Below are 20,096 nucleotides of genomic sequence, written 5' to 3' on the forward strand. Positions count from 1 at the left end.
TATATTTACCTCAATAGTTTTTAATAACGTCACAATTCGGGAACAGGATATTCTGTGCCCAGAATTTCAATATATAAAATATGGGATGTAGTAGTTGTGCTACCGGCAAAGACGGTCAGCCAAAAGGATGTAAGAATAATGGGACCTGCGGGACCGATGGTTGTAATAAGCTTTCGGTGTTCGACTGGTTATCAAATATGGAGCTTCCGCAGGGTATGGAAGCCTTTAATATAGTGGAAATACGTTTTAAGAACGGCCGGAAACACTTTTTTAAGAATACAGAAAATTTAAGTTTAAGTATAGGTGACGTGGTAGCTACAGAGGCTTCACCGGGACACGATGTGGGCGTAATATCTTTGGTGGGAGAATTGGTGCGCGTGCAAATGAAGAAGAAAAAGGTGCGACAGGACAGTCCTGAAGTGCTAAAAATATATCGTAAAGCCACCCAGCGTGATATAGACATTTGGCAGGAAGCGCGTGAGCGGGAGGAGAAAATGAAAGTCCGCGCCCGTGAGATCGCTATTCGCCTTAATCTTCAAATGAAGATAAGCGACATTGAATTCCAGGGAGATGCTTCAAAAGCCACTTTTTACTACACTGCTGAAGAAAGAGTAGATTTTAGGCAGCTCATCAAGGAATTTGCGAGAGAATTCAATACGCGAATTGAAATGCGGCAGATCGGCTTCAGGCAGGAAGCTTCCCGTCTTGGGGGAATTGGTTCCTGCGGAAGGGAATTGTGCTGCTCTACCTGGCTTACCGACTTCCGAAGCGTAAATACTTCCGCAGCAAGATATCAGCAACTTTCTCTTAACCCTCAGAAGCTGGCAGGACAGTGCGGAAAGCTGAAATGTTGTCTCAACTATGAACTGGATACTTACCTGGATGCCCTAAAGAATTTCCCAAAGACAGAAGTAAAGCTGTACACAAAGAAGGGTACTGCAGTGTGTCAAAAAATTGATATTTTCAAAGGATTTTTGTGGTATGCCTATGAGGGCGACTGGAGTAACTGGCATACGCTTACCGTAGAACAGGCGAATACCATCATTAAGGCTAACCAAAAGAAGGAGCCTGTAAACAGCCTGGAAGAATTTGCCGTAGAGGTGCAGCAGGAAGAAAAACCAGACTATCACAATGTAGTAGGGCAGGACAGTCTTACCCGTTTTGATTCTAAAGGAACCGGGAAGAAAAAGAGAAAGAACAAACGCAAAAAGAGAAAACCTCAAAAGGATGGATAGGGTATCTTTTTTCTTTCTCTTTGTGGGAGTTTTATTTTTTGCGTCCTGTGACAAAACCCGGGTTTATGATGAATACGAGTCTATCCAGGGAGAATGGCATCGGGATTCGATGGTGAAATTGAATTTTGAGGCACCAGATACGCTCAATAATTATAACCTGTTTATCAATCTCAGGAATAATTCAGATTACGACTTCAGCAACATTTATTTAATTACCGAACTTAACTTTCCAAATGGCAAAGTGATAAGCGATACCCTTCAATATGAGATGGCTGCGCCTACGGGAGAATGGCTTGGCACGGGCTTTGGTGATGTAAAAGAAAGTAAGCTTTGGTATAAAGAGAATATGAAGTTTACAGAGCCCGGGGAATACAGTGTAACCATACAACAGGCAATGCGTAGGCGGGACAGTGTACAGGGGATTGAAAACCTTGAAGGTATTACCGAAGTGGGTTTTAGAATAGAAGACATTAAACAACAACAATAATAGATGGCAAAAACATCTGGAAAAGCAAAAAAAGAGACTGATAAAAAAAGAAATTACAGTCGCTATAAGTCCTGGTTCTGGACAATTTTTGCAATAGGAATTTCATCAATTGTACTCCTTTTCTTGCTGGCAAGCTGGGGAGTTTTCGGTACAATGCCCACTTTTGAAGAACTTGAAAACCCTGAAACGAATCTGGCAACAGAAATTTTCTCTTCAGATGGAGAGACCCTTGGAAAGTACTACAATGAAAACCGTACTCCGGTTAAATACGACGATCTGCCTCAACATTTAGTAGAAGCCCTTGTGGCAACCGAAGATGAGCGTTTTTACGAACACTCGGGAATAGACGCACGGGGAACTTTGCGTGCTGCTGTGTTTCTGGGAGAAAGAGGTGGTGCAAGTACTATTTCTCAACAGCTCGCTAAACAATTGTTTACCCAGGATGTATCTCAAAGCTTCGTGGGACGGGTTTTGCAAAAATTCAAAGAATGGATTATTGCGACCAGGTTGGAACGACAGTATACTAAAGAAGAGATCATCACTATGTATCTCAATAAGTATGACTTTATTTATCAGGCGGTAGGAGTAAGATCGGCTGCGAAAATTTATTTCGATAAAGAGCCAAAAGACCTAAGACCCGAAGAATCTGCTGTTCTGGTGGGAATGTTGGTTAACTCGGCATATTACAATCCGGTAAGGCGTCCCGAATTAGTTGAGCAGAGAAGAAACACTGTTCTGGGGCAAATGGAGAAGAACGACTACATCACCGAAGAGGAAAAAGATTCCCTTCAGCAAATCCCAATGAAGATTACATTCACACCACAAGGGCATGATGAGGGTATTGCTACATACTTTAGGGTGTACCTTCAGGGCTTCATGAAAGACTGGATCGAAAAGAACCCAAAGCCCGATGGAAGTGAATACAATATTTACCGTGACGGACTAAAAATATATACCAGTATCGACAGCCGTATGCAGGAGTATGCCGAGGAAGCTGTGCAAATGCATATAGCAAATCTTCAGAAGGAATTTAATAAGCAGAACAAGAACAATAAAACAGCTCCTTTTAGAGATATTTCAGAAGAGGAGATCGATAAACTTATTACAGATGCAATGCGTCGCAGTGAACGATGGAGAATTTTAAAAGATAAGGGATTATCGAATGATGAGATCAGGAAGTCTTTTGATACCCCTACTAAAATGGAGATCTTCTCCTGGAAAGGAAATATAGATACGACCATGACTCCCCGTGATTCCATCTATTATTACAAATCTTTCTTCCAGGCCGGGATGATGTCTATGACACCGCAAACCGGAGAAGTTAAAGCCTGGGTGGGAGGAACCAACTTTAAACACTTTAAATACGACCACGTAAAACAGGGAAAAAGACAGGTAGGATCAACCTTTAAGCCTTTTGTTTATGCTACTGCCATAGATCAACTACACCTTTCTCCTTGCGACACTTTACCAAAGAGCCTTCATACCATAGAAGCTGGTAAGCATGGGAATCAAAACGACTGGACTCCTAAAAACAGCGGGGGCAAGGATGATGATTACGTAGGAATGGTTAGTCTTAAGAGAGGTTTGGCAGAATCTATCAACACTGTAACTGCCAGGCTCATTGATCGTACTGGACCCAAGCCTGTAATTGATCTTGTAGGAAAACTAGGTATTGACACTAAAAACATTCCTGAAGTTCCTTCAATTGCACTTGGTACGGCAGACCTTAGCGTATTCGAGATGGTTTCGGCTTACAGTACTTTTGTAAATGAAGGAGTTTATGTGAAGCCGGTAATTGTGACCAGGATCGAAGACAAGAATGGAACTATTCTCTACCAGCATGTGCCCGAGACCCGGGATGTTTTGAGCAAAGAAGCTGCTTACGTGACTCTCAACCTTCTTGAAGGTGTTACACAGTACGGTTCGGGAACAAGGTTGAGAGGCGACTGGGCTGTCAATGACTCATACTATAAAAGTGTGGTAACTGGTTATCCTTATAATTTCCATAGAGAAGAAATTCCTATTGCAGGAAAAACCGGTACAACCCAAAATCAAAGTGATGGGTGGTTCATTGGAATGGTGCCAAATCTGAGTACCGGAGTGTGGGTAGGAGCCGAAGACAGGGCTGTGCATTTTGGTTCGATCAGGTACGGACAGGGAGCCGCAATGGCTCTGCCAATCTGGGGAATCTACATGAAGAAAGTTTATAACGATAAAGATCTAAATATTGCCAAAGGAGCTTTTCCGCGGCCAGAAGTAGTGACAATCCAGACCGATTGCCAGGAGTTTGGGCGTAGCGATGAGGATGATGTTGATCGACTTCCGGACGAACTGGATTTCTAAAAAGGAAATAAAATTCTTCCGAATTATTTAGTAAAGGGTCCTTTGTATTGCAAAGGACCCTTAATTTTTTATATATTTCGGAATAAAACTACCAACAATGATCAATAAAACTGTAAAGGATGTTTCTGAAGCCCTTGACGGCGTTCATGATGGAATGACCTTCATGCTTGGAGGTTTTGGCCTTAGCGGGATACCCGAAAATGCCATTTCTGAACTTGTTCGTCTCAACCTGAAAAATCTAACCTGTATATCTAATAACGCCGGAGTTGACGATTTTGGACTCGGGCTGTTACTCCAGAAGAAACAGATCGATAAAATGGTGTCTTCCTATGTAGGGGAGAATGCCGAATTTGAGCGCCAAATGCTTAGCGGGGAACTAGAGGTAGAACTTACTCCCCAGGGAACTCTCGCAGCCAAGTGCCAGGCAGCACAGCAGGGATTTCCTGCGATCTATACTCCGGCCGGTTACGGTACCGAAGTAGCTGTTGGAAAAGAAACTCGCGAATTCGACGGAAAGATGTACGTTCTCGAGGAAGCCTATAAAGCCGATTTTGCCTTTGTAAAAGCGTGGAAAGGAGACAAGGCCGGAAACCTTATTTTTAAGGGGACAGCAAGAAACTTTAATCCGGTAATGTGCGGTGCGGCGACAATTACAGTAGCCGAAGTGGAAGAATTGGTAGAACCGGGGGAACTCGACCCAAATCAAATCCACATTCCGGGAATTTTTGTGCAAAGGATCTTTCAGGGGAAGGATTATGAGAAACGAATCGAACAAAGAACTGTTAGAAAGAAGGAAAGCGTTTAAGCCTCTTCAGGAGTTTTGGAGAAAAATTTCATCTTCAAATATTCAAATTCACCAATCTTCAAATTAAAAAAATGTTAGATAAAAACGGAATCGCAAAACGCATTGCACAAGAGGTAAAGGACGGTTACTACGTCAACCTGGGAATAGGAATTCCAACTTTGGTTGCCAATTTCGTGCGGGATGATATTGAGGTAGAATTCCAGAGTGAAAACGGAATTCTTGGAATGGGGCCTTTTCCATTTGAAGGAGAAGAGGATCCCGACCTTATTAACGCAGGGAAACAAACGATCACAGCTTTACCCGGAGCCAGCTTTTTTGATTCGGCTATGAGCTTTGGAATGATTAGAGGTCAGCATGTAGATCTTACCATCCTGGGGGCTATGGAAGTGGCCGAAAATGGTGACATCGCCAACTGGAAAATTCCGGGGAAAATGGTGAAAGGTATGGGCGGTGCAATGGACCTTGTTGCCAGCGCCGAAAATATTATCGTCGCAATGATGCACACCAATCGGGAAGGAGAATCCAAACTTCTTAAAAAATGTACTCTGCCACTTACAGGAGTAGGTTGTGTGACCAAGATCGTAACCAATCTTGCTGTGCTCGAAGTGACCGATAAAGGTTTTAAGCTTCTGGAAAGAGCACCGGGAGTAAGTGTAGAGGAAATTAAAGAAGCCACTGAAGGAACTTTAATTGTGGAAGGGGAAATCCCGGAAATGAATCTATAATAAAAGACCTGCAGGATTTAAAAAAATCTTGCAGGTCCTTTCATTTACCTGAACAATATCAAAATTAACCTTCAGGATTTCGAAGAATTCCTTGCAGGTCAACAGGTATATTTCAGGATTAATCTAATATAGAAGTCGAATGTTTTTCAAGATTCACAAGAAAATCCATGGCTTCGTTCAGGGGTAACAACTTTCCGCGGGAATTGACCTGTGAAAAATATTTGTGCCAGCCTGCCTCTTCAATTCCGTGTTCAAATTTTTTTACTGCTTCCTCATTTGGTAATTTCCATAAAGCCATGTAGCGGTAATCGCTTCGGTATGGCGTGTGCTCATCATTCATGGCCCAACCAAGATTCTCTACTCCGCCGCGGCTCATGTCATTTATAGCATCACTTACTTTGTTCATATATGCACGACGATCTTCTTTAGAAAGATCCATCCATTCCTTAGTTACATTCCATTGTTCCACATATAAATACATAATTGGCTGTTTTAATTATACAAAATTCAAGAACCTCAAAAATGTCATTTTTGAACTCTCTCTCTTAAATATACTAAAAGTTTGTAACGCAGCAGGATAAATAACAGTTCCTTAAGGAATCTCTACGTGCATGATCTCACTCTCCTCAAGAAGCGGCTCCTGTCTTAACCTGAGGATCACCTGGGCAATGGCTACCACATCCCTTTCACAATAAGACACTATTCTATCCATGTCATCTTCCTCATAAAAAACTTTGCACACCTGGCTGCCGTCAATGTCTTCTTTGGGAGAAGGGATCCCCAGAACATTGCACAACAGCTTGAGGGAAGTAAAATGTTTGTAATCCCCGAATTTCCACAGCTCCAATGTGTCAAGATGAGGTACTTCCCAAGGCCTTTTTCCAAAAAGATTCAGTTTGTTGGGGAGCTCGATGTTATGTATGAGCATTCTTCTGGCGATGTAAGGAAAATCGAATTCCTTCCCATTATGAGCGCAAAGCAGGTGCTGGGGTTTACCAAAGTGACTCTCCAGGAGATCTTTAAAAGATTTAAGTAGTTCCTTTTCTTCCCCGCAAAACGTGGTGGTCCTAAATGTCCTCTTCTCTCCCTGAAGAGCAAAATACCCTACAGAAATACATACGATCTTCCCAAATTCTGCCCAAATTCCTGCACGGTCGTAGAATTCTTCGGGAGTGAATTCCTCTTTACGCTGATATTTTGATTTGGATTCCCATAGCTTCTGTTTTTCTTCAGAAAGTTCGGCAAAAGTGGCATTTTCGGGAACTGTTTCAATATCCAGGAACAGCAGATTGCGGAGTGAGATTTTCTTGATCATGTACTTGAAGTGTATTTAACACCTCCTCAAGATAAAAATAAAAATCATTCGGGTGTTCTTTGTCTTCGGGAACTTCTCCACCTTCATGCCCCAGGCGCACAATTATTAGATCTTTCTGCGGAAGCACAATTACATATTGTCCTAAGATTCCGCGGAGGTAAAATACTTCCTGTCCCATATATTCCTCCAGCCAGATTCCCAACCCGTAATGCGGATAATCTTCCAGCTGCGGCCGAATTGATGCTGCCACATAAGCTGAATCCAAAAGCTGTTCCCCCTGCCATTTTCCGAAGTCATTATAGAGCTTTCCAAAGCGGGCAAAATCCCGTGCGTTGGAGGATATGCAGCAAAATGCTTTTTCCATACCGCTTTCCTCACTGTCCAGCTGCCAAAGCGCGTAATTTTCCATGCCCATTGGTTTCCAGTAGCTATTGCTCAAATATTCGGAGACATTTTTACCTGTGGCTTTTTCCAGGACCATTGCCAGCAACTGTGTGTTTCCACTCAAATATTTAAATTCTTCCCCCGGCTCATCTACTACTTTTAAATCCAGGATCATTTCCCTAATATCGTCATCAAGATAGGCCTGGATGGTCATAGAGAAAGGATTATAATAGCTTTCATCCCAGTTTAGACCCGAGGACATGGAGACGAGGTGGTGCAGGGTAAGTCTTTCATCAAACTGCGGAAAAAAATCTGCCACAGGCTGATCCAGGCTTTTCACATGCCCTTCAAAAATGGCTTTCCCCAGTAGGGCTGCTACCAGGCTTTTTGCCATTGAAAAGGAATTGGTATGCGAATATGGGCCATATTCTTTAGAATAACTTTCATGCAGGATGCTGTCATTTTTTATTATGAGGAAAGCTACTGTTCCTGCTTCCTCATTCTTTTTCTGTAATTCTTCTGAAAGGGAGAATGTGTTGTAGTTCTTATGCCGCGGCCAGGGCTGTGGATTTCCTGCTTCGATCTTTCGGTTGTCGAAGAACTTGTAGTCGTCTATATGAGCGCTAAGATGGCCTTGCAGATAGCTGGATTGGATTCCTTTAAAAATATAATCGAATTCAAACAAAAAAGCAGCTCCTACAAAAAGTACCAAAAACAAAAGGATGGAAAAAATGCCCTTTTTTAAACCTCTCATATGAACAGACTTTGTTGTTTTGAGGGTTGCTCATGTTCCAGCAGCCACTTTTTTCGCCATAAACCTCCTGCGTAACCGGTAAGGGAACCATCACTTCCAATTACTCTGTGACAGGGAATAAATATCCACAGTGGATTCTTTCCGTTGGCAGCAGCCACTGCACGTATTGCAAGGGGGTCTCCCAGCTCCTTTGCCAGGTCCATATAGGAAGTTGTTCGACCGTAAGGAATTTTGAGCAGTGCCTGCCAAACTTTTTTCTGAAAATCGGTACCCTGCGGATTCAGCTTTAGGCTGAATTCCTTCAGCTTTCCCGAAAAATATTGCTGTAATTGATCTATTGCCTCCTGAAGTTCGGGCGCCTGCGATTCAAGGTGTTCAGAAGCTTCTTCAGTTAAAGTAAGTTTAGAAATCCCTTTAGAATCACCTTCCAAAATGGCATTTCCAAGGGGTGTTTTAAGATGTGCTTTGTTCATCTTTACTTTCTGTATCTTTAGGCTGGTCCTGTTTGAGGAGACCCAGCTTTTTCGCCCTTTTTTCCCAGTTTTGACGTGCCAGCACCTGCATGTCTTCAACGCTGTCGCTTTCATCCATGATCTCCAGCCCCATAAGGGTTTCGATGATGTCTTCCATGGTAACAAGACCTATTGTGTTACCATAGTGGTCAACAACCATGGCCAGATGGGTTCTTTCGCGAATAAAACGTTCAAAAAGTTGCGGAATCGGAGTTTCTTCAGCAGTCATTGGGATTTCCCTCTTAAGAATCTTGAGGGGTTCGGGGCCTTTTTGATCGAGCATTTCTTCAAGGATATCATCCTTTAGAACAAATCCTGTAATGTTATTATGCTTCTTGTGGTAAACCGGTATCCGGGAAAATTTAAGATTACGGTGCTCGCGATGAAATTGTTCTATACTGGTGTCTTCGTCCTCGGTCACCGCCACAGAAAATGGAGTCATCACATCTTTGGCCTTGACCTTTTTGAAGAGCAGCATATTTCTAATCACCGTCGTTTCCTGTTCCTCAAAAACTCCTTCTTCTTCAGCAACATCAGTTATTGCCATGAATTCTTCCCGGCTCATGGAACTCACATGGGCCGATTTCCCAATCAGCTTTGTTGTAAGCATCATTAGCCATAACATCCCTGTATACTTCAGCGGAAAAACAAATGCTTTTAATGAAGTAGCCGTAAAGCCCCCGAGAGATTTCCAGTAAGTGGCTCCTATTGTCTTCGGAATTATTTCAGAAATAATTAAAATTGCCATGGTCATAATTGCTGAAACGATTCCAACGGCATTCCCACCGTCACCGTAAACTTTTTCGGCCTGTACTCCTACTAAAATGGCACCTACGGTATGGGCAATAGTGTTGATTGTAAGGATCGCGATCAAAGGCTTGTCCACATCCTGCTTAAATTTAGTAAGGGTGTGGGCGTAAGTTTTACCTTCTCTAAGCTTGATCTTTAGGTAAGAAGGGGTAAAACTAAGAAATGCAGCCTCCATGATGGAGCACATAAAAGAAAAGAAAATGGCCAGTACGGCGTATAAAATGAGTAATTCCATTCAAAATTTTTAAGTTAATAATAGAAGCTAGAACATGATAGCTACCAGGTCATCCTTGGTGATCTTGCTAAAATATTCATCGAAATTAAACTGAGATAATTTGTTTCTAATTTCATCTTCTTGGTGTTTGGTATCCTTCAGCGCCTGCTCGATAGGGCCAATATCCCTAATGTGAAAAAAATCCCCTGTGATCTTCACCTCCTGGATGATGCCGTGAATGACGTTCATATTCATTTCCAAAGTTCCGCCGGGAGTGCGGGCACCCTGGGTAAAATTATAGTCTGGTGAATAGCCAAAATTCCATTCCCAGGTACTGTACTTTTCATCCCTTATTTTTTGGATTGCAGCAAGGTCCTCGTCTGTGAATTCATATGGACGCGCATCCTCAAATTTATTAATAACATAATCCATGATCTTATTGGTGAATTCATCAAGGGTTATCTTTTCGGGGAGATGGTCGCTTATATTCGTCACCCGGTTAGGCACAGATTTTACACCGCGATCCTTGTATTTTAAAGGATTTATCTTAAGTGCGCCGCTAACATCTTTCATTTCTGAAGAAAATAAAAGCGTGCCGTGATGAAGCACCTTGTTCTTAAATACGTGTTCTGCATTTCCCGAAAATTTCTTTCCCTCGATGGTCAGATCATTGCGGCCTTCAAATTTTGCATCCACCCCAAGTTCTTTCAACACTTCAATAATAGGTTTGGTATAGCGTTGAAAGTCGATCATTTCATAGTTTTCTCCTGTGCGGGTAAAAGAAAAGTTGAGGTTTCCCAGGTCGTGGTAAACAGCACCACCGCCAGATAATCGCCTTACAACCTTAATTCCCCTTTCCTTCACGTATTCGTAGTTGATCTCGGCCTGCGTATTTTGATGTTTGCCTACAATGATCGCATTATCATTACGCCACAGCATGAAACAGTCTTCTTTCATGTGCTTAAAGATATATTCATCTGTAGCAATATTAAAGTAAGGGTCTGTCGAATGATGTTTAATGCAAAGCATGATATAGTTCTATTTCTCTCAAAAATAATAAAGCTAGAACGGAAACTTCACAAAAGAGAATTAATTCTGCATTTTTCGAACAGTAAACTCTAAAAAACTCTAAAAAAGGATCCTGTTTAACAGGAGGCAAGATAATAAAGGGAAATCAACAGAGGCGCGATTCACTGCGCCTCCGATTCTTACTTTGAAAATTGTGCAACCAAAAAAATGGCTTTATTCTTTTCGGGTCTTTTTCTCAACCTCTTCTTTCCAGTCTTTTCCAACTGCAGAGAGATATTCGGAGTAGTTCCAGGTGTCCAGGCTGGAGTGAAGATTTGTGTCTTTTTGGGCGACGTAGGTTTCATCTTCTGGCATTGCAGTGACATTGAGTCCGCAGCTGCGCAACATTGAGATGATTCCATGATGATTCGGAGCCCACCAATTGGTAGGGTCGCCTGCCAGTTTATGCTCAATAAAAGCCATTTTTGGCCAGGCATCTTCTTTCATGATCTCCCGTTTGTGAAACTCCACATCTTCCGGAATGGGCATTTCCTCCTGTCCGGGTAAGGAAAGCGTTTGGAAGACCATCATTTTCTTCACTTTTTGAGACAATATATCCATGGCCAGCATTGGATACCGCAGGTGGTAGAAAACTCCCATGAACCACACGAGGTCAAACTTTTCTTCGGTGTGGGCGAGATCGTAAACCTGCATCTGTTCAAATCTAATTTTGTCATCAAGACCAAATTCTTTTGCTACCCATTTTGCCTGTTTCAGGTAATGTTCATCAAGGTCGATCGCCAGCACCTCGGCACCGCGTTTTGCAAGTTCCAGGGAGTAATAACCGGCGTTGCAGCCTATGTCCAGCACTTTCCATCCCTCAAGGTTTTCGGGAATAGAGTTTTTGATCTTTTCCCATTTAAATTTTGGAAAATCCCCCAAAAAGTGATTGGGTGCGGTTTGAGTACCGTCGGGAAGTTGAATATTGTGGAACCAGGGTGCCAGTTCTTTTACTTCTTGTTGAGTGGACATATATTAAACTTTTTCTGAAGGCTTAAGCACCTCCTTTACGTAATTGACTAATTCTTTCGCTCTTGCTTGTGCTGTGTGGGATTTAAGGACTTTTTGCCGTGCATTTTCCCCTATTTGTTTTCGCTCTTCTTCAGATATGCTTCGGAAGTATTCTTCTACTTCCTCGCTGCTGCGGGCGATCAAAATTTCTTTTTCCTGTTCAAAAATGCTGTGGATCCCGTCCCAGTAATCTGAAATTATCGGGACGCCGCAGGCAGCGGCTTCAAAGAGCCTTACGCTTGGAGAATAACCGGCTTTGATCATATCTTCCCGGGTAACATTAAGAGTGAACTCCTGGGAATTATAAAAATCCCGATGCTCTGCCGGGGGAAGATGATCTATACGTTCTACATTTTTTGACCACGGAAAGTCTTCTGGATATTGGGGTCCTGCAACTACAAATTCCTCTGAAGGGAATTGTGCGGCAGGTTTATTAAGTAGTTCCTGCACCGTTGGCTGCCTGTCATCACTATAAGTCCCAAGATATCCCATTTTCCATTTTTTTAGACGGTCTTCAGGATAATATAAATCGGGGTCTACAGAGCAGTAGAGGGCTTTGGCCATGGGTGAACCATAATGTTCTTCCAGGTGCCGAAGGATAGGACCTCCCGAAAATGACAAATACAGGTCGTATTTAGAAATGATCTCCCGGTCCAGGTACTCGTAATCTTTTCTTTCCAGTTTTGCCAGGGTTACGGGAGTATCAATGTCGTAAAAAGCAGTAACGCCTGTAGCTGTTTCTATCGCCCAGTTTCCTACTTCCACTCCCTGCTGCACGTAAGAACCAACTATGACCACATCGGCCTTTTCGATCTCTTCTTTGTAATTGGTTTTTAGTTCTTCATTGGTCTTGTAGAGCCCAATCTGGCAAAAATTGGGATTTGGCATATCGCGATGAGGGGAGTACCAGGGCACATCTTTTTCCAGGAACAGGATATCATGTCCCAGCGCTTTAAGTTCCTTAAGAAGCGCCCGGTACGTTGTGGCGTGACCGTTGCCCCAGGACGAAGTGACCGAAAGTCCTATGATTACAAATTTCATGGGCTATTGTTTTTGTTCTACAGGTTGTATCTTTTCAGAAATTACCGACTCCAGCAATTCTGCGCGGTGATTATAGGTGTGTTTGGCCAGTACTTTCTCATAGGCTGCTTTTCCAATTTCTTTGGCTCTTTCCGAAGTAAGCCCAGTCAATATCATCTCCACTTCTTCGCCACTATTGGCTACCAGGATCTCTTTTCCCGGAACAAAAAAGGTATCGATGCCTTTCCAGTAATCTGTAATTATACAGGCACCGGCTCCGGCAGCTTCAAAAACACGGGTTGCAGGCGAGAAGCCATACTTGGCCATGCTGTCGCGACTAATATTAAGTACTGCTTTTGGAGTACAATTAAAAGCATTGTGATCTTTGGTATAGACGTGGCCAACGTAATCGATGTTTTTTGGCATCTTTTTATCGCCCCAGCCGCTACCTCCCAGCAGAAACTTATCATCTGAAAGTCGCTTTGCAGGCCTTATAAAAAATTCTTCCACACGTTTTTCCCGGTCGGGGAGACGGTTGCCTAAAAAGGCTAAAGTACCTTCGAATTTTGGATTAGGATCTACAGGGAAATGTGTATCTGTATCCAGCGCATTATAAATTGGCACACATCTTTTTGCGCCGTTACGTTCATAGGCGTCTATAACCGGTTGGCCGCCACCATAGGTGAGCACAAGATCATATTTAGGGATTAGGGAATTAAAAGGATCCAAAGGATCAGATTCTATTCTATCAAGCGTCGCAGGAGCATCGACATCCCAAAATATGATGAGATTATCCTCTTTTTTGAGCTGTACTACCGCGTCTTCAAGGAAATCATCAAAGGCGCCAACCCCGCTGGCTTTTATGATGACATCTGCTTCCGAAGCTTCCCGTAACAGCCCCTGTAAAGTCACCTTATCTTTAGGGTAAACTTTTACAGTACACCATTCGGGGTCTTCTATGTCCCTATGCTTTTGTCGTTCATAAATATCGGGTTCATAAAAGGTTACTTCATGCCCCATTTTATGGAGGGCCTTTACAATTCCGCGGTAATAGGTGGCCGCGCCGTTCCAATAAGCCGATACTATACTTGAGCCAAAAAAGGCAATTTTCAGGTTTCTTTTCATGCTTCCTGTGTTTTGTGTTGGATTGGAAAGATCTTGTCTTTTGGGAGGCCCAGTTCTTCAAATATGCCTTCAAGGGCATTCACCCTGTGAGCACAGGTGTGTTTTTCCAGGATCGTTTTTCGGCCATTTTCTGAGAGACTTTGCGCAAGCTGGGCACTTTTAAGAACCTCGGCAAGTTTATAGCCCATGTCATTTCCATCTTTTGCAATAAGGTAATCTTCCCCGGGAGTGAAGAGGTTCTCTGCATCATTCCAGGGAGAACAAATCAATGGGATGCCGCAGGATAAAGCTTCGAAAGGCCGGATAGTAGGGATTCCCGGCAACATTTCAACATAAGGCCGCCGTGGTACATGCACGGTTACTTTATATTTTGCAAAAATTTCGGGCACCTTGTAATTAGGCAACCATCCTCCATATTCAATCCCTGCATCTGCAAGGGCCTTTTTTGCTTTTTCGGGATAGCGTACGCCGTAGACCTTTGCTTTAATTCCTAATTCCTTCACAGGACGTATAAGGAACTCCATGAGCTCTTCGGTTCTTTCGCCGTCGCCCCAGTTACCTATCCATACCAGGTCACCTTCTTTTTCTTCATCTCTGTTGGGGCTGAAGAATTCGGCATCGGCAGCTTCATGCCAGGTCCAGACTTTCTCTACCCATTTTTTCTCCTTGTAGATCTTCCTGATCACCTCTCCAAAAACGAGCGCGCCGTCAAAGTGAGAAAAATCAAATTTATTCATCTCTTTTTCAGCTGAAACAGCCCGGTGATGGGTATCGTGAAATAGTAATTTGAAGCCGAATTTTTCTTTTTGTTCTCCTATTTCAGAAATAAGGTTGGGCTCATTCCATTCGTGAAGGATCACAAGGTCGGCATCTCCCAGTATATTTTTATAGTTCAGCTTTTTTTCTGGATTGTAGAACTGTGGATTCAATGACGGATAATACTGCCGAAATTCATCCAGTCGCTCGGCACCGTGATCTTTTAGCAGGTTCTGTAAACTCCAGCCCCCTTCGGACTCATAGACATCCACTTCGTGTCCCCGTTTTTGAAGTTCTTTTACAATTCCCCTTAAAAAATGCGCATTCCCATGATTCCAGTCGGAATATAAAGAATGATAAAACATCACTATTTTCATATACTGATCAATTTTTGTTCTTTTTCCAGGATTTCCCGATAAAGATCATGATATGCCGCACCCATTTTCTCTGCGGAATATTCCTTTGCCCGGATTCTGGCTTTTGCTGAAAGTTCTTCCAGAAACTCGGGACTTTCAAGAAGGTGGATTATGGTTTTCTCTGCTTCGGCTTCATCTTCGGGATCGAAAAACAGCGCCGCGCCATCCCATAATTCTTTTAGTGTTTCCAGCTGGCTAAGGACTAAAGCACAACCATTGCCCGCAGCCTCCAGAATTGCAAGGCCAAAAGGTTCGTAGCGGGTGGGACTAACAAAAATGCTGGCCCGCTGCATCCATTCCTCAACTTCTTCGGGAGATAATTTCCCAAGAAATTTGACATTTTTGACACTACATTCTTTTCCCGTATTGGGATTAACAGCGTCTCCGGCGACATATACAGGCCACGGCAAGCGTTCTGCCATATTTGAAAGCAGGGGAAGATTCTTCGCTTCATCCCACATCCTGCCCATAGAAAGAATAAATTTCTCTTTTGGTTCTTTTACTTCCGAAGGAAATACGCGGCCGTTGTGGATTAGCTTGGTTTCCGAAGAAAATTGATGGATATCCTGCGCACTCTTCAAAATAGCTTCCGTAGGCGCCACTACCATATGAGATTCTTCAAGAGATTCTTTCACGATTTGGGAATAACGATCCCAATCCTGTGGTGCATTTTTACCTTTTACAGCCTGCCACCAGGTTTGTACACAGGAGTGGAAAACAGTGATCACTGGTGTAGTCCACTCTTCCTCTACGTGAGCGTAGTTGTTAAGGTGCACCAAATCTGGTTGTACAGTTTGATAAATACTATTGATCCATTTCCTTGACTGCTCTACATCCTCCCATGGGTCTTCCATCCACTCGAGCTTGTAATCGCTTTTGTAGAAGGTGACATTAGGAATTGTCTCGGCTTCTATCTGCTGTGCAGGTGAAGGCCATCCTCCAAGGGCGACGAGGTGCACCTGCACATTATACTGCGCCAGGGCCCTGCAGAGTTCTAGTGAATAAACCCATACTCCTCCTACCGTATCGGTAGTCATCAACACCTTCATCTTTTTATCTTCCATATATGCGGTCTATTACTTCGGCTGTTTTTATAAATTCGGTGGCCGATTTTTCATCGAACCGGTTATTTTCTAATAAATTTTCTACCCACACAACTCCGGCGCGGCCACTCCATTCATCTGGAGGATTTACCAGGGTTTCAGTTTGGGTGCCATGATATTTTTCGGCTTTAAAATCGTAAAATGAGCCATTGATATTTTTAAAGGATGCTCCACCTTGAGTTCCGTAAAATGTGGCTTCAATAATAGCGTCTTTTCCTGCGGAAACATGCCAGGAACATTCAAGATTGATCACCTGGTCTTTTTCTGAAGTGAGATTCACACTTGCGAAATCCTCCACGTGCTCCTCAAAAGAAGTCAGTTTTTGGCCTTTGTGAAAAAGATGGCTTCGTACATCTTTTATTTCCGGAAAATCCAGGCTCCAAAGGGCCAGATCTACCAGGTGGATTCCCAGATCCATTACACAGCCACCTCCAGATCTTTTTATGTCGTAGAACCATTCTTTATCGGGCCCATAGGCGTTGTGAAAAGTGAGATCTACGGCAAAGATGTCGCCGATTTCCCCTTTTTGGATGGTGTCGTAAACCGCCTTGAAAGCACTTGTGTAGCGATAGGAAAGATCTACGGCCAATAATTTATCTGCATTCCGGGAGGCTTCCACCACCTGCTTAACTTCTTCGGCAGTTCTCCCTAGAGGTTTCTGGCAAAAGACGGCCTTTCCGCTTTTCAATGCGTCCATACTTTGTTTCGCATGCATGGCGCTGGGAGTTGCAATGACAATTCCGTCAAGATCTTCTTCAGCAAAAAGGGCTTCGGGAGAGGACTTCAAAATGGCATTTTTGGCGCTCTTTTTAGCAGCGTCTGAATTTTCAGAATTTGGTTCGGTAATCGCAGCTGCTGAGGCTTTGGTATTGTTAAGGATAGCCTCCATACGGTTTCGGCCAATCCAGCCTACGCCCAGGAAACCAAGGGATAATTCTTTATTGGTTGGTTGAGTTGGTACCATTCTTAGTTAATGATTAATGCTTTTACAAAGCCTTCAGGCCTTTCGGTTAGATGTTTATATGCCTTGTCCATTTCTTCCAGGGGAAAGCTATGTGTGAAGAGGGGGAAAGGATCCATTTTTCCTTCTTCCACTGCTTTTACAGCCGCCTTAATTCCATTTATATACTTCTGGGGATCCCTCTCATGGGCACTTATCATGTCAATTCCCCTCCAGTTGAGCATTTGCACGTTAAGACTGCGCATGCCGTCCTGGTGGAAGCCGGCAACTATGAGTTTTCCTCTTGTACCCGTGAGTTCAATAGAGAGGTTAAGCGGCCATTCTTTTCCTGTGCATTCTATGACACGTTCGCAGAAATTCCCTCCTGTGAGTTCTTTTACCTTTTCAATGATCTTGTAGTGATCATCCATTTGAATAAGATGATCTGCTCCTGCCTTTTTTGCAGTGTCTAAAGAAAATTCTCTTCTGGAGACAGCAATAACTTCGGCACCGGCAGATTTCGCCAGCTGAACCAGGAGTGTCCCTAAAAAACCGCTGCCAACTATGGCTACTTTTTGCCCTTTTTGAATGTCACTGCGGTTAAAGATGTTCATCGCACAACCCAAAGGTTCCCCGGGAAACGGTTTTCCCTGAAGAGCATCGGGTAATTTCACCACACTATCTTCTTTTGCGATATCATGGGTTGCATAGGCTTTATAGGTAAGGGCAGTAACTCTGTCGCCTTCTTTCAATTCTGTAACACCTTCTCCCACTGCGTCAATGATGCCCCAGCCTTCATGGCCTGGTTCTCCCGGAGTGACCGGATAATCAAACCATTCGCGGCCTTCCCACACAGGAATATTGGATGCGCAAACTCCAGAACCTTCCAGCTTGATTCGTACCTCTCCTTTCTTGGGTTCCGGAAGTTCTATTTCTACAAGACTTACTTTTTGCGGAGCTTCTAAAACTGCTGCTTTTGCCATAGTATTTTTTGATGTGTCAGGTGCTTTTTCCTGTACTGCTTCGGAAGTTCTCATATTGCGACTTTCTTTGGAGGATTCAGGTTTTCAGGAAGTTGGATATTTCGATTTTCACATAGCCACTTCACCAGATTTTCAACACCTTCCTGTACCGTATATTTAGGCTCCCAACCTGTAGCTTCTTTAAATTTGTTGGTATTGGAGACGTAATAGAATTGATCCCCTGTGCGCCAGTCTTCAAAACTCACATCCATCTCTTTCCCGGCTTTCTCTTTGATTGTATCCAGGATTTCCAGGAGACTCACCGTATTTTCGGGTCCTCCACCAATGTTGAAAGCTTCTCCTGCCAGTTTATCAATATTCTTAGAGGCCAGCATAAATGCATCTATAAGATCTTCTACAAATAGAATATCCCTAACCTGCTTTCCGTTCCCGTAAATGGTTATGGGTTGATTCTCCAGGGCGCTGATGAGAAAATGTGCCACCCAACCCTGATCTTCGGTGCCAAACTGGTGTGGACCGTAAATGCAGCTCATTCTAAAAACCGCCGTTTTAAGGCCATAGGTTCTTGAGTAGTCCAGAATGTATTGATCTGCAGCCCCTTTTGAACAACCGTAAGGGCTGTGGAAATCAAGCGGAATTTTCTCATTGATCCCATGCTTCTTCATAATGGCGTCTTCAGGATAAAACCTGGTTTCATTTTCAATCATTTTCACATCCTGTAGATTTCCATATACCTTGTTCGTGGAAGTGAAGATCAAAGACGGCTGATGCTCACTTTTTCTTATTGCTTCAAGTAAATTAAAAGTACCTTTAAGATTCACATTAAAATCATGAACAGGGTTTGTCACCGATGAGGTTACGGCAACCTGTGCACAGAGGTGAAAAACTTCGGAAGCATTATTCACACACTCCTGCAATATCCTTTCCTCATTAATGTCGGCGATCTGGATGATCAATTTATCTCCATATTCCTTTTGAAGCCATTGCAGATTTTCTTCTACTCCGTCTCTAAAAAGACTGTCGTAGATCATCACTCTTTTTCCTTCAGAAAGGAAACGGGAAGCGAGATTAGTTCCAATGAATCCCGCACCTCCTGTTATTAATGTATATTTCTCTCTTTCTGAAATTTTATATTGCTTCTTAATATAATTTTGTTCTTTAATCTCCTCTACTCCATGTTTCTCAAGAAGCTTGTACAGCAGCTTTTCCGTGCCATCGGTTTTCTTGAGGCCAAAGTGATATTCCCGCTCATCGAGGTGGAATCCACCCACTGTGGAGTTTTTTGGATCAAGGTCTTTTAATGAATACCAGTAGATTCTGTCGGCATTGGCATTGAGAACATTCTTAAATTCCTGATATTGCTTGACCTCGTCATCCTGCCAGGTGGAGAATCCCACCTCCGAGATCCAGATCTCTTTGTCATACCCAAATTTCTCCATCACATCGCGAACGCTCTTAATATTGATGTCCCAGCCTTTCCATTGTTGATCGAACACGTGCGGGAAACCATGTATTCCCACTGCATCAATGTAATCCAGCACTTTTTGTTCGGCCATCATTTGCAGCCAGTTGGGATCTATGGGACTCATCCCCCCAAGCAGCGTCTTTTTTCCTCTTTTTTGAGCCCAATGAGCAGCCATGCCTATCATCGTGGAAAACTTGTTCCAGGAATAATCAAGAGTAAAATCGTACTCCACTTTATTGTTTGGTTCATTCCATAATTCCACCCATTCAAAATAGTCCCCATACCGGGTGATCATTTCATCTATAAAATCGGCATATGATTTTAGATCTTTAGGTGGAGCTGAGGTTTTAGGCATTTCTCCTATAGATGGAGGAGTATACAGGAAACAGGGTAAGATCTCGACATGCGGAGCAAGTTCTGCAAAAAGCCAGTCATACCATTCTGGGGTACCTTCAACGTACCAGTCGGCCCAGGAAATACCTGTTCGTAAATGTTTTATACCGAGTTTCTTGAAATCTTCAATTGCAGCTTTTACCTGCTCGTGTTCCCCCGGTCTAAACCATTCAAGAATGCCGAGTTGAGGAGTATTTGGATCTATATTTTTCGTTCCTTTCATAGCTGTTCT

The 20,096-nt window shown here is 43.1% G+C and carries 19 protein-coding genes; 5 read left to right on the forward strand and 14 right to left on the reverse strand.

Annotation, left to right across the window (positions count from 1 at the left end; all coding sequences use genetic code 11):
* Positions 1-80: 80 nt before the first annotated feature.
* From LA313_RS06775 to LA313_RS06795, 5 genes are all read left to right on the forward strand, one after another.
* Positions 81-1,235, forward strand: a complete 1,155-nt coding sequence (locus tag LA313_RS06775; RefSeq protein ID WP_228913921.1) for a PSP1 domain-containing protein — start codon at positions 81-83, stop codon at positions 1,233-1,235.
* Positions 1,228-1,722 (forward strand): gliding motility lipoprotein GldH, encoded by a 495-nt coding sequence (locus LA313_RS06780; protein WP_228913922.1) that lies wholly within the window; start codon positions 1,228-1,230, stop codon positions 1,720-1,722. Before LA313_RS06775 ends, LA313_RS06780 begins: the two co-directional genes overlap by 8 nt.
* A gap of 3 nt (positions 1,723-1,725) precedes the next feature.
* Complete coding sequence (locus LA313_RS06785) at positions 1,726-4,065, forward strand: penicillin-binding protein 1A (RefSeq protein WP_228913923.1); 2,340 nt, start codon at positions 1,726-1,728, stop codon at positions 4,063-4,065.
* Between the two features lie 97 nt (positions 4,066-4,162).
* Positions 4,163-4,870 carry a CoA transferase subunit A gene (locus LA313_RS06790; RefSeq protein ID WP_228913924.1) on the forward strand — a complete coding sequence of 236 codons (708 nt, stop codon included), beginning with the start codon at positions 4,163-4,165 and terminating at the stop codon, positions 4,868-4,870.
* 71 nt (positions 4,871-4,941) lie between these two features.
* The gene (locus tag LA313_RS06795; protein ID WP_228913925.1) at positions 4,942-5,595 is read left to right on the forward strand and encodes a CoA transferase subunit B; all 654 of its coding nucleotides are present in this window, start codon (positions 4,942-4,944) and stop codon (positions 5,593-5,595) included.
* 118 nt (positions 5,596-5,713) lie between these two features.
* Here LA313_RS06795 and LA313_RS06800 read toward each other — a convergent pair whose 3' ends face one another.
* The 14 genes from LA313_RS06800 to LA313_RS06865 all read right to left on the reverse strand — a co-directional run bounded on the left by LA313_RS06800 (position 5,714) and on the right by LA313_RS06865 (position 20,087).
* Entirely contained in the window at positions 5,714-6,076 is a 363-nt protein-coding gene (locus LA313_RS06800) for a DUF6616 family protein (RefSeq protein ID WP_228913926.1), read from the reverse strand.
* A gap of 111 nt (positions 6,077-6,187) precedes the next feature.
* On the reverse strand, positions 6,188-6,910 hold the full coding sequence (locus tag LA313_RS06805) for a 3'-5' exonuclease (RefSeq protein WP_228913927.1): 723 nt from the start codon (positions 6,908-6,910) through the stop codon (positions 6,188-6,190).
* Complete coding sequence (locus tag LA313_RS06810) at positions 6,864-8,048, reverse strand: serine hydrolase domain-containing protein (RefSeq protein ID WP_228913928.1); 1,185 nt, start codon at positions 8,046-8,048, stop codon at positions 6,864-6,866. The genes LA313_RS06805 and LA313_RS06810 overlap by 47 nt, the downstream gene beginning before the upstream one ends.
* Complete coding sequence (locus LA313_RS06815; RefSeq protein ID WP_228913929.1) at positions 8,045-8,521, reverse strand: methylated-DNA--[protein]-cysteine S-methyltransferase; 477 nt, start codon at positions 8,519-8,521, stop codon at positions 8,045-8,047. The genes LA313_RS06810 and LA313_RS06815 overlap by 4 nt, the downstream gene beginning before the upstream one ends.
* Complete coding sequence (locus LA313_RS06820; RefSeq protein ID WP_228913930.1) at positions 8,502-9,605, reverse strand: CNNM domain-containing protein; 1,104 nt, start codon at positions 9,603-9,605, stop codon at positions 8,502-8,504. The genes LA313_RS06815 and LA313_RS06820 overlap by 20 nt, the downstream gene beginning before the upstream one ends.
* Before the next feature lie 27 nt (positions 9,606-9,632).
* Positions 9,633-10,613 carry a lipoate--protein ligase gene (locus LA313_RS06825; RefSeq protein ID WP_228913931.1) on the reverse strand — a complete coding sequence of 327 codons (981 nt, stop codon included), beginning with the start codon at positions 10,611-10,613 and terminating at the stop codon, positions 9,633-9,635.
* Positions 10,614-10,826: 213 nt separating this feature from the next.
* Positions 10,827-11,624 carry a TIGR04290 family methyltransferase gene (locus tag LA313_RS06830; RefSeq protein WP_228913932.1) on the reverse strand — a complete coding sequence of 266 codons (798 nt, stop codon included), beginning with the start codon at positions 11,622-11,624 and terminating at the stop codon, positions 10,827-10,829.
* A 3-nt stretch (positions 11,625-11,627) separates the two neighbouring features.
* Positions 11,628-12,704, reverse strand: a complete 1,077-nt coding sequence (locus tag LA313_RS06835; RefSeq protein ID WP_228913933.1) for a CgeB family protein — start codon at positions 12,702-12,704, stop codon at positions 11,628-11,630.
* 3 nt (positions 12,705-12,707) lie between these two features.
* Positions 12,708-13,808 (reverse strand): CgeB family protein, encoded by a 1,101-nt coding sequence (locus LA313_RS06840; RefSeq protein WP_228913934.1) that lies wholly within the window; start codon positions 13,806-13,808, stop codon positions 12,708-12,710.
* A complete protein-coding gene (locus LA313_RS06845) occupies positions 13,805-14,941 on the reverse strand; it encodes a CgeB family protein (protein ID WP_228913935.1) in 1,137 nt (378 codons plus the stop codon). The genes LA313_RS06840 and LA313_RS06845 overlap by 4 nt, the downstream gene beginning before the upstream one ends.
* Positions 14,938-16,044 (reverse strand): glycosyltransferase family 4 protein, encoded by a 1,107-nt coding sequence (locus tag LA313_RS06850; protein WP_228913936.1) that lies wholly within the window; start codon positions 16,042-16,044, stop codon positions 14,938-14,940. Before LA313_RS06850 ends, LA313_RS06845 begins: the two co-directional genes overlap by 4 nt.
* Positions 16,034-17,047: a Gfo/Idh/MocA family protein gene (locus LA313_RS06855; RefSeq protein WP_228913937.1), complete on the reverse strand. Its 1,014-nt coding sequence runs from the start codon at positions 17,045-17,047 to the stop codon at positions 16,034-16,036. Before LA313_RS06855 ends, LA313_RS06850 begins: the two co-directional genes overlap by 11 nt.
* 2 nt (positions 17,048-17,049) lie before the next feature.
* Positions 17,050-18,060: an MDR/zinc-dependent alcohol dehydrogenase-like family protein gene (locus LA313_RS06860; RefSeq protein ID WP_228913938.1), complete on the reverse strand. Its 1,011-nt coding sequence runs from the start codon at positions 18,058-18,060 to the stop codon at positions 17,050-17,052.
* Positions 18,057-20,087, reverse strand: a complete 2,031-nt coding sequence (locus LA313_RS06865) for a GDP-mannose 4,6-dehydratase (protein ID WP_228913939.1) — start codon at positions 20,085-20,087, stop codon at positions 18,057-18,059. Before LA313_RS06865 ends, LA313_RS06860 begins: the two co-directional genes overlap by 4 nt.
* Between the last annotated feature and the right edge of the window lie 9 nt (positions 20,088-20,096).

Origin of the sequence: Salinimicrobium sediminilitoris (genome assembly GCF_020866905.1) — a bacterium.
In the GTDB taxonomy this organism is placed as follows: Bacteria; Bacteroidota; Bacteroidia; order Flavobacteriales; family Flavobacteriaceae; genus Salinimicrobium; species Salinimicrobium sediminilitoris.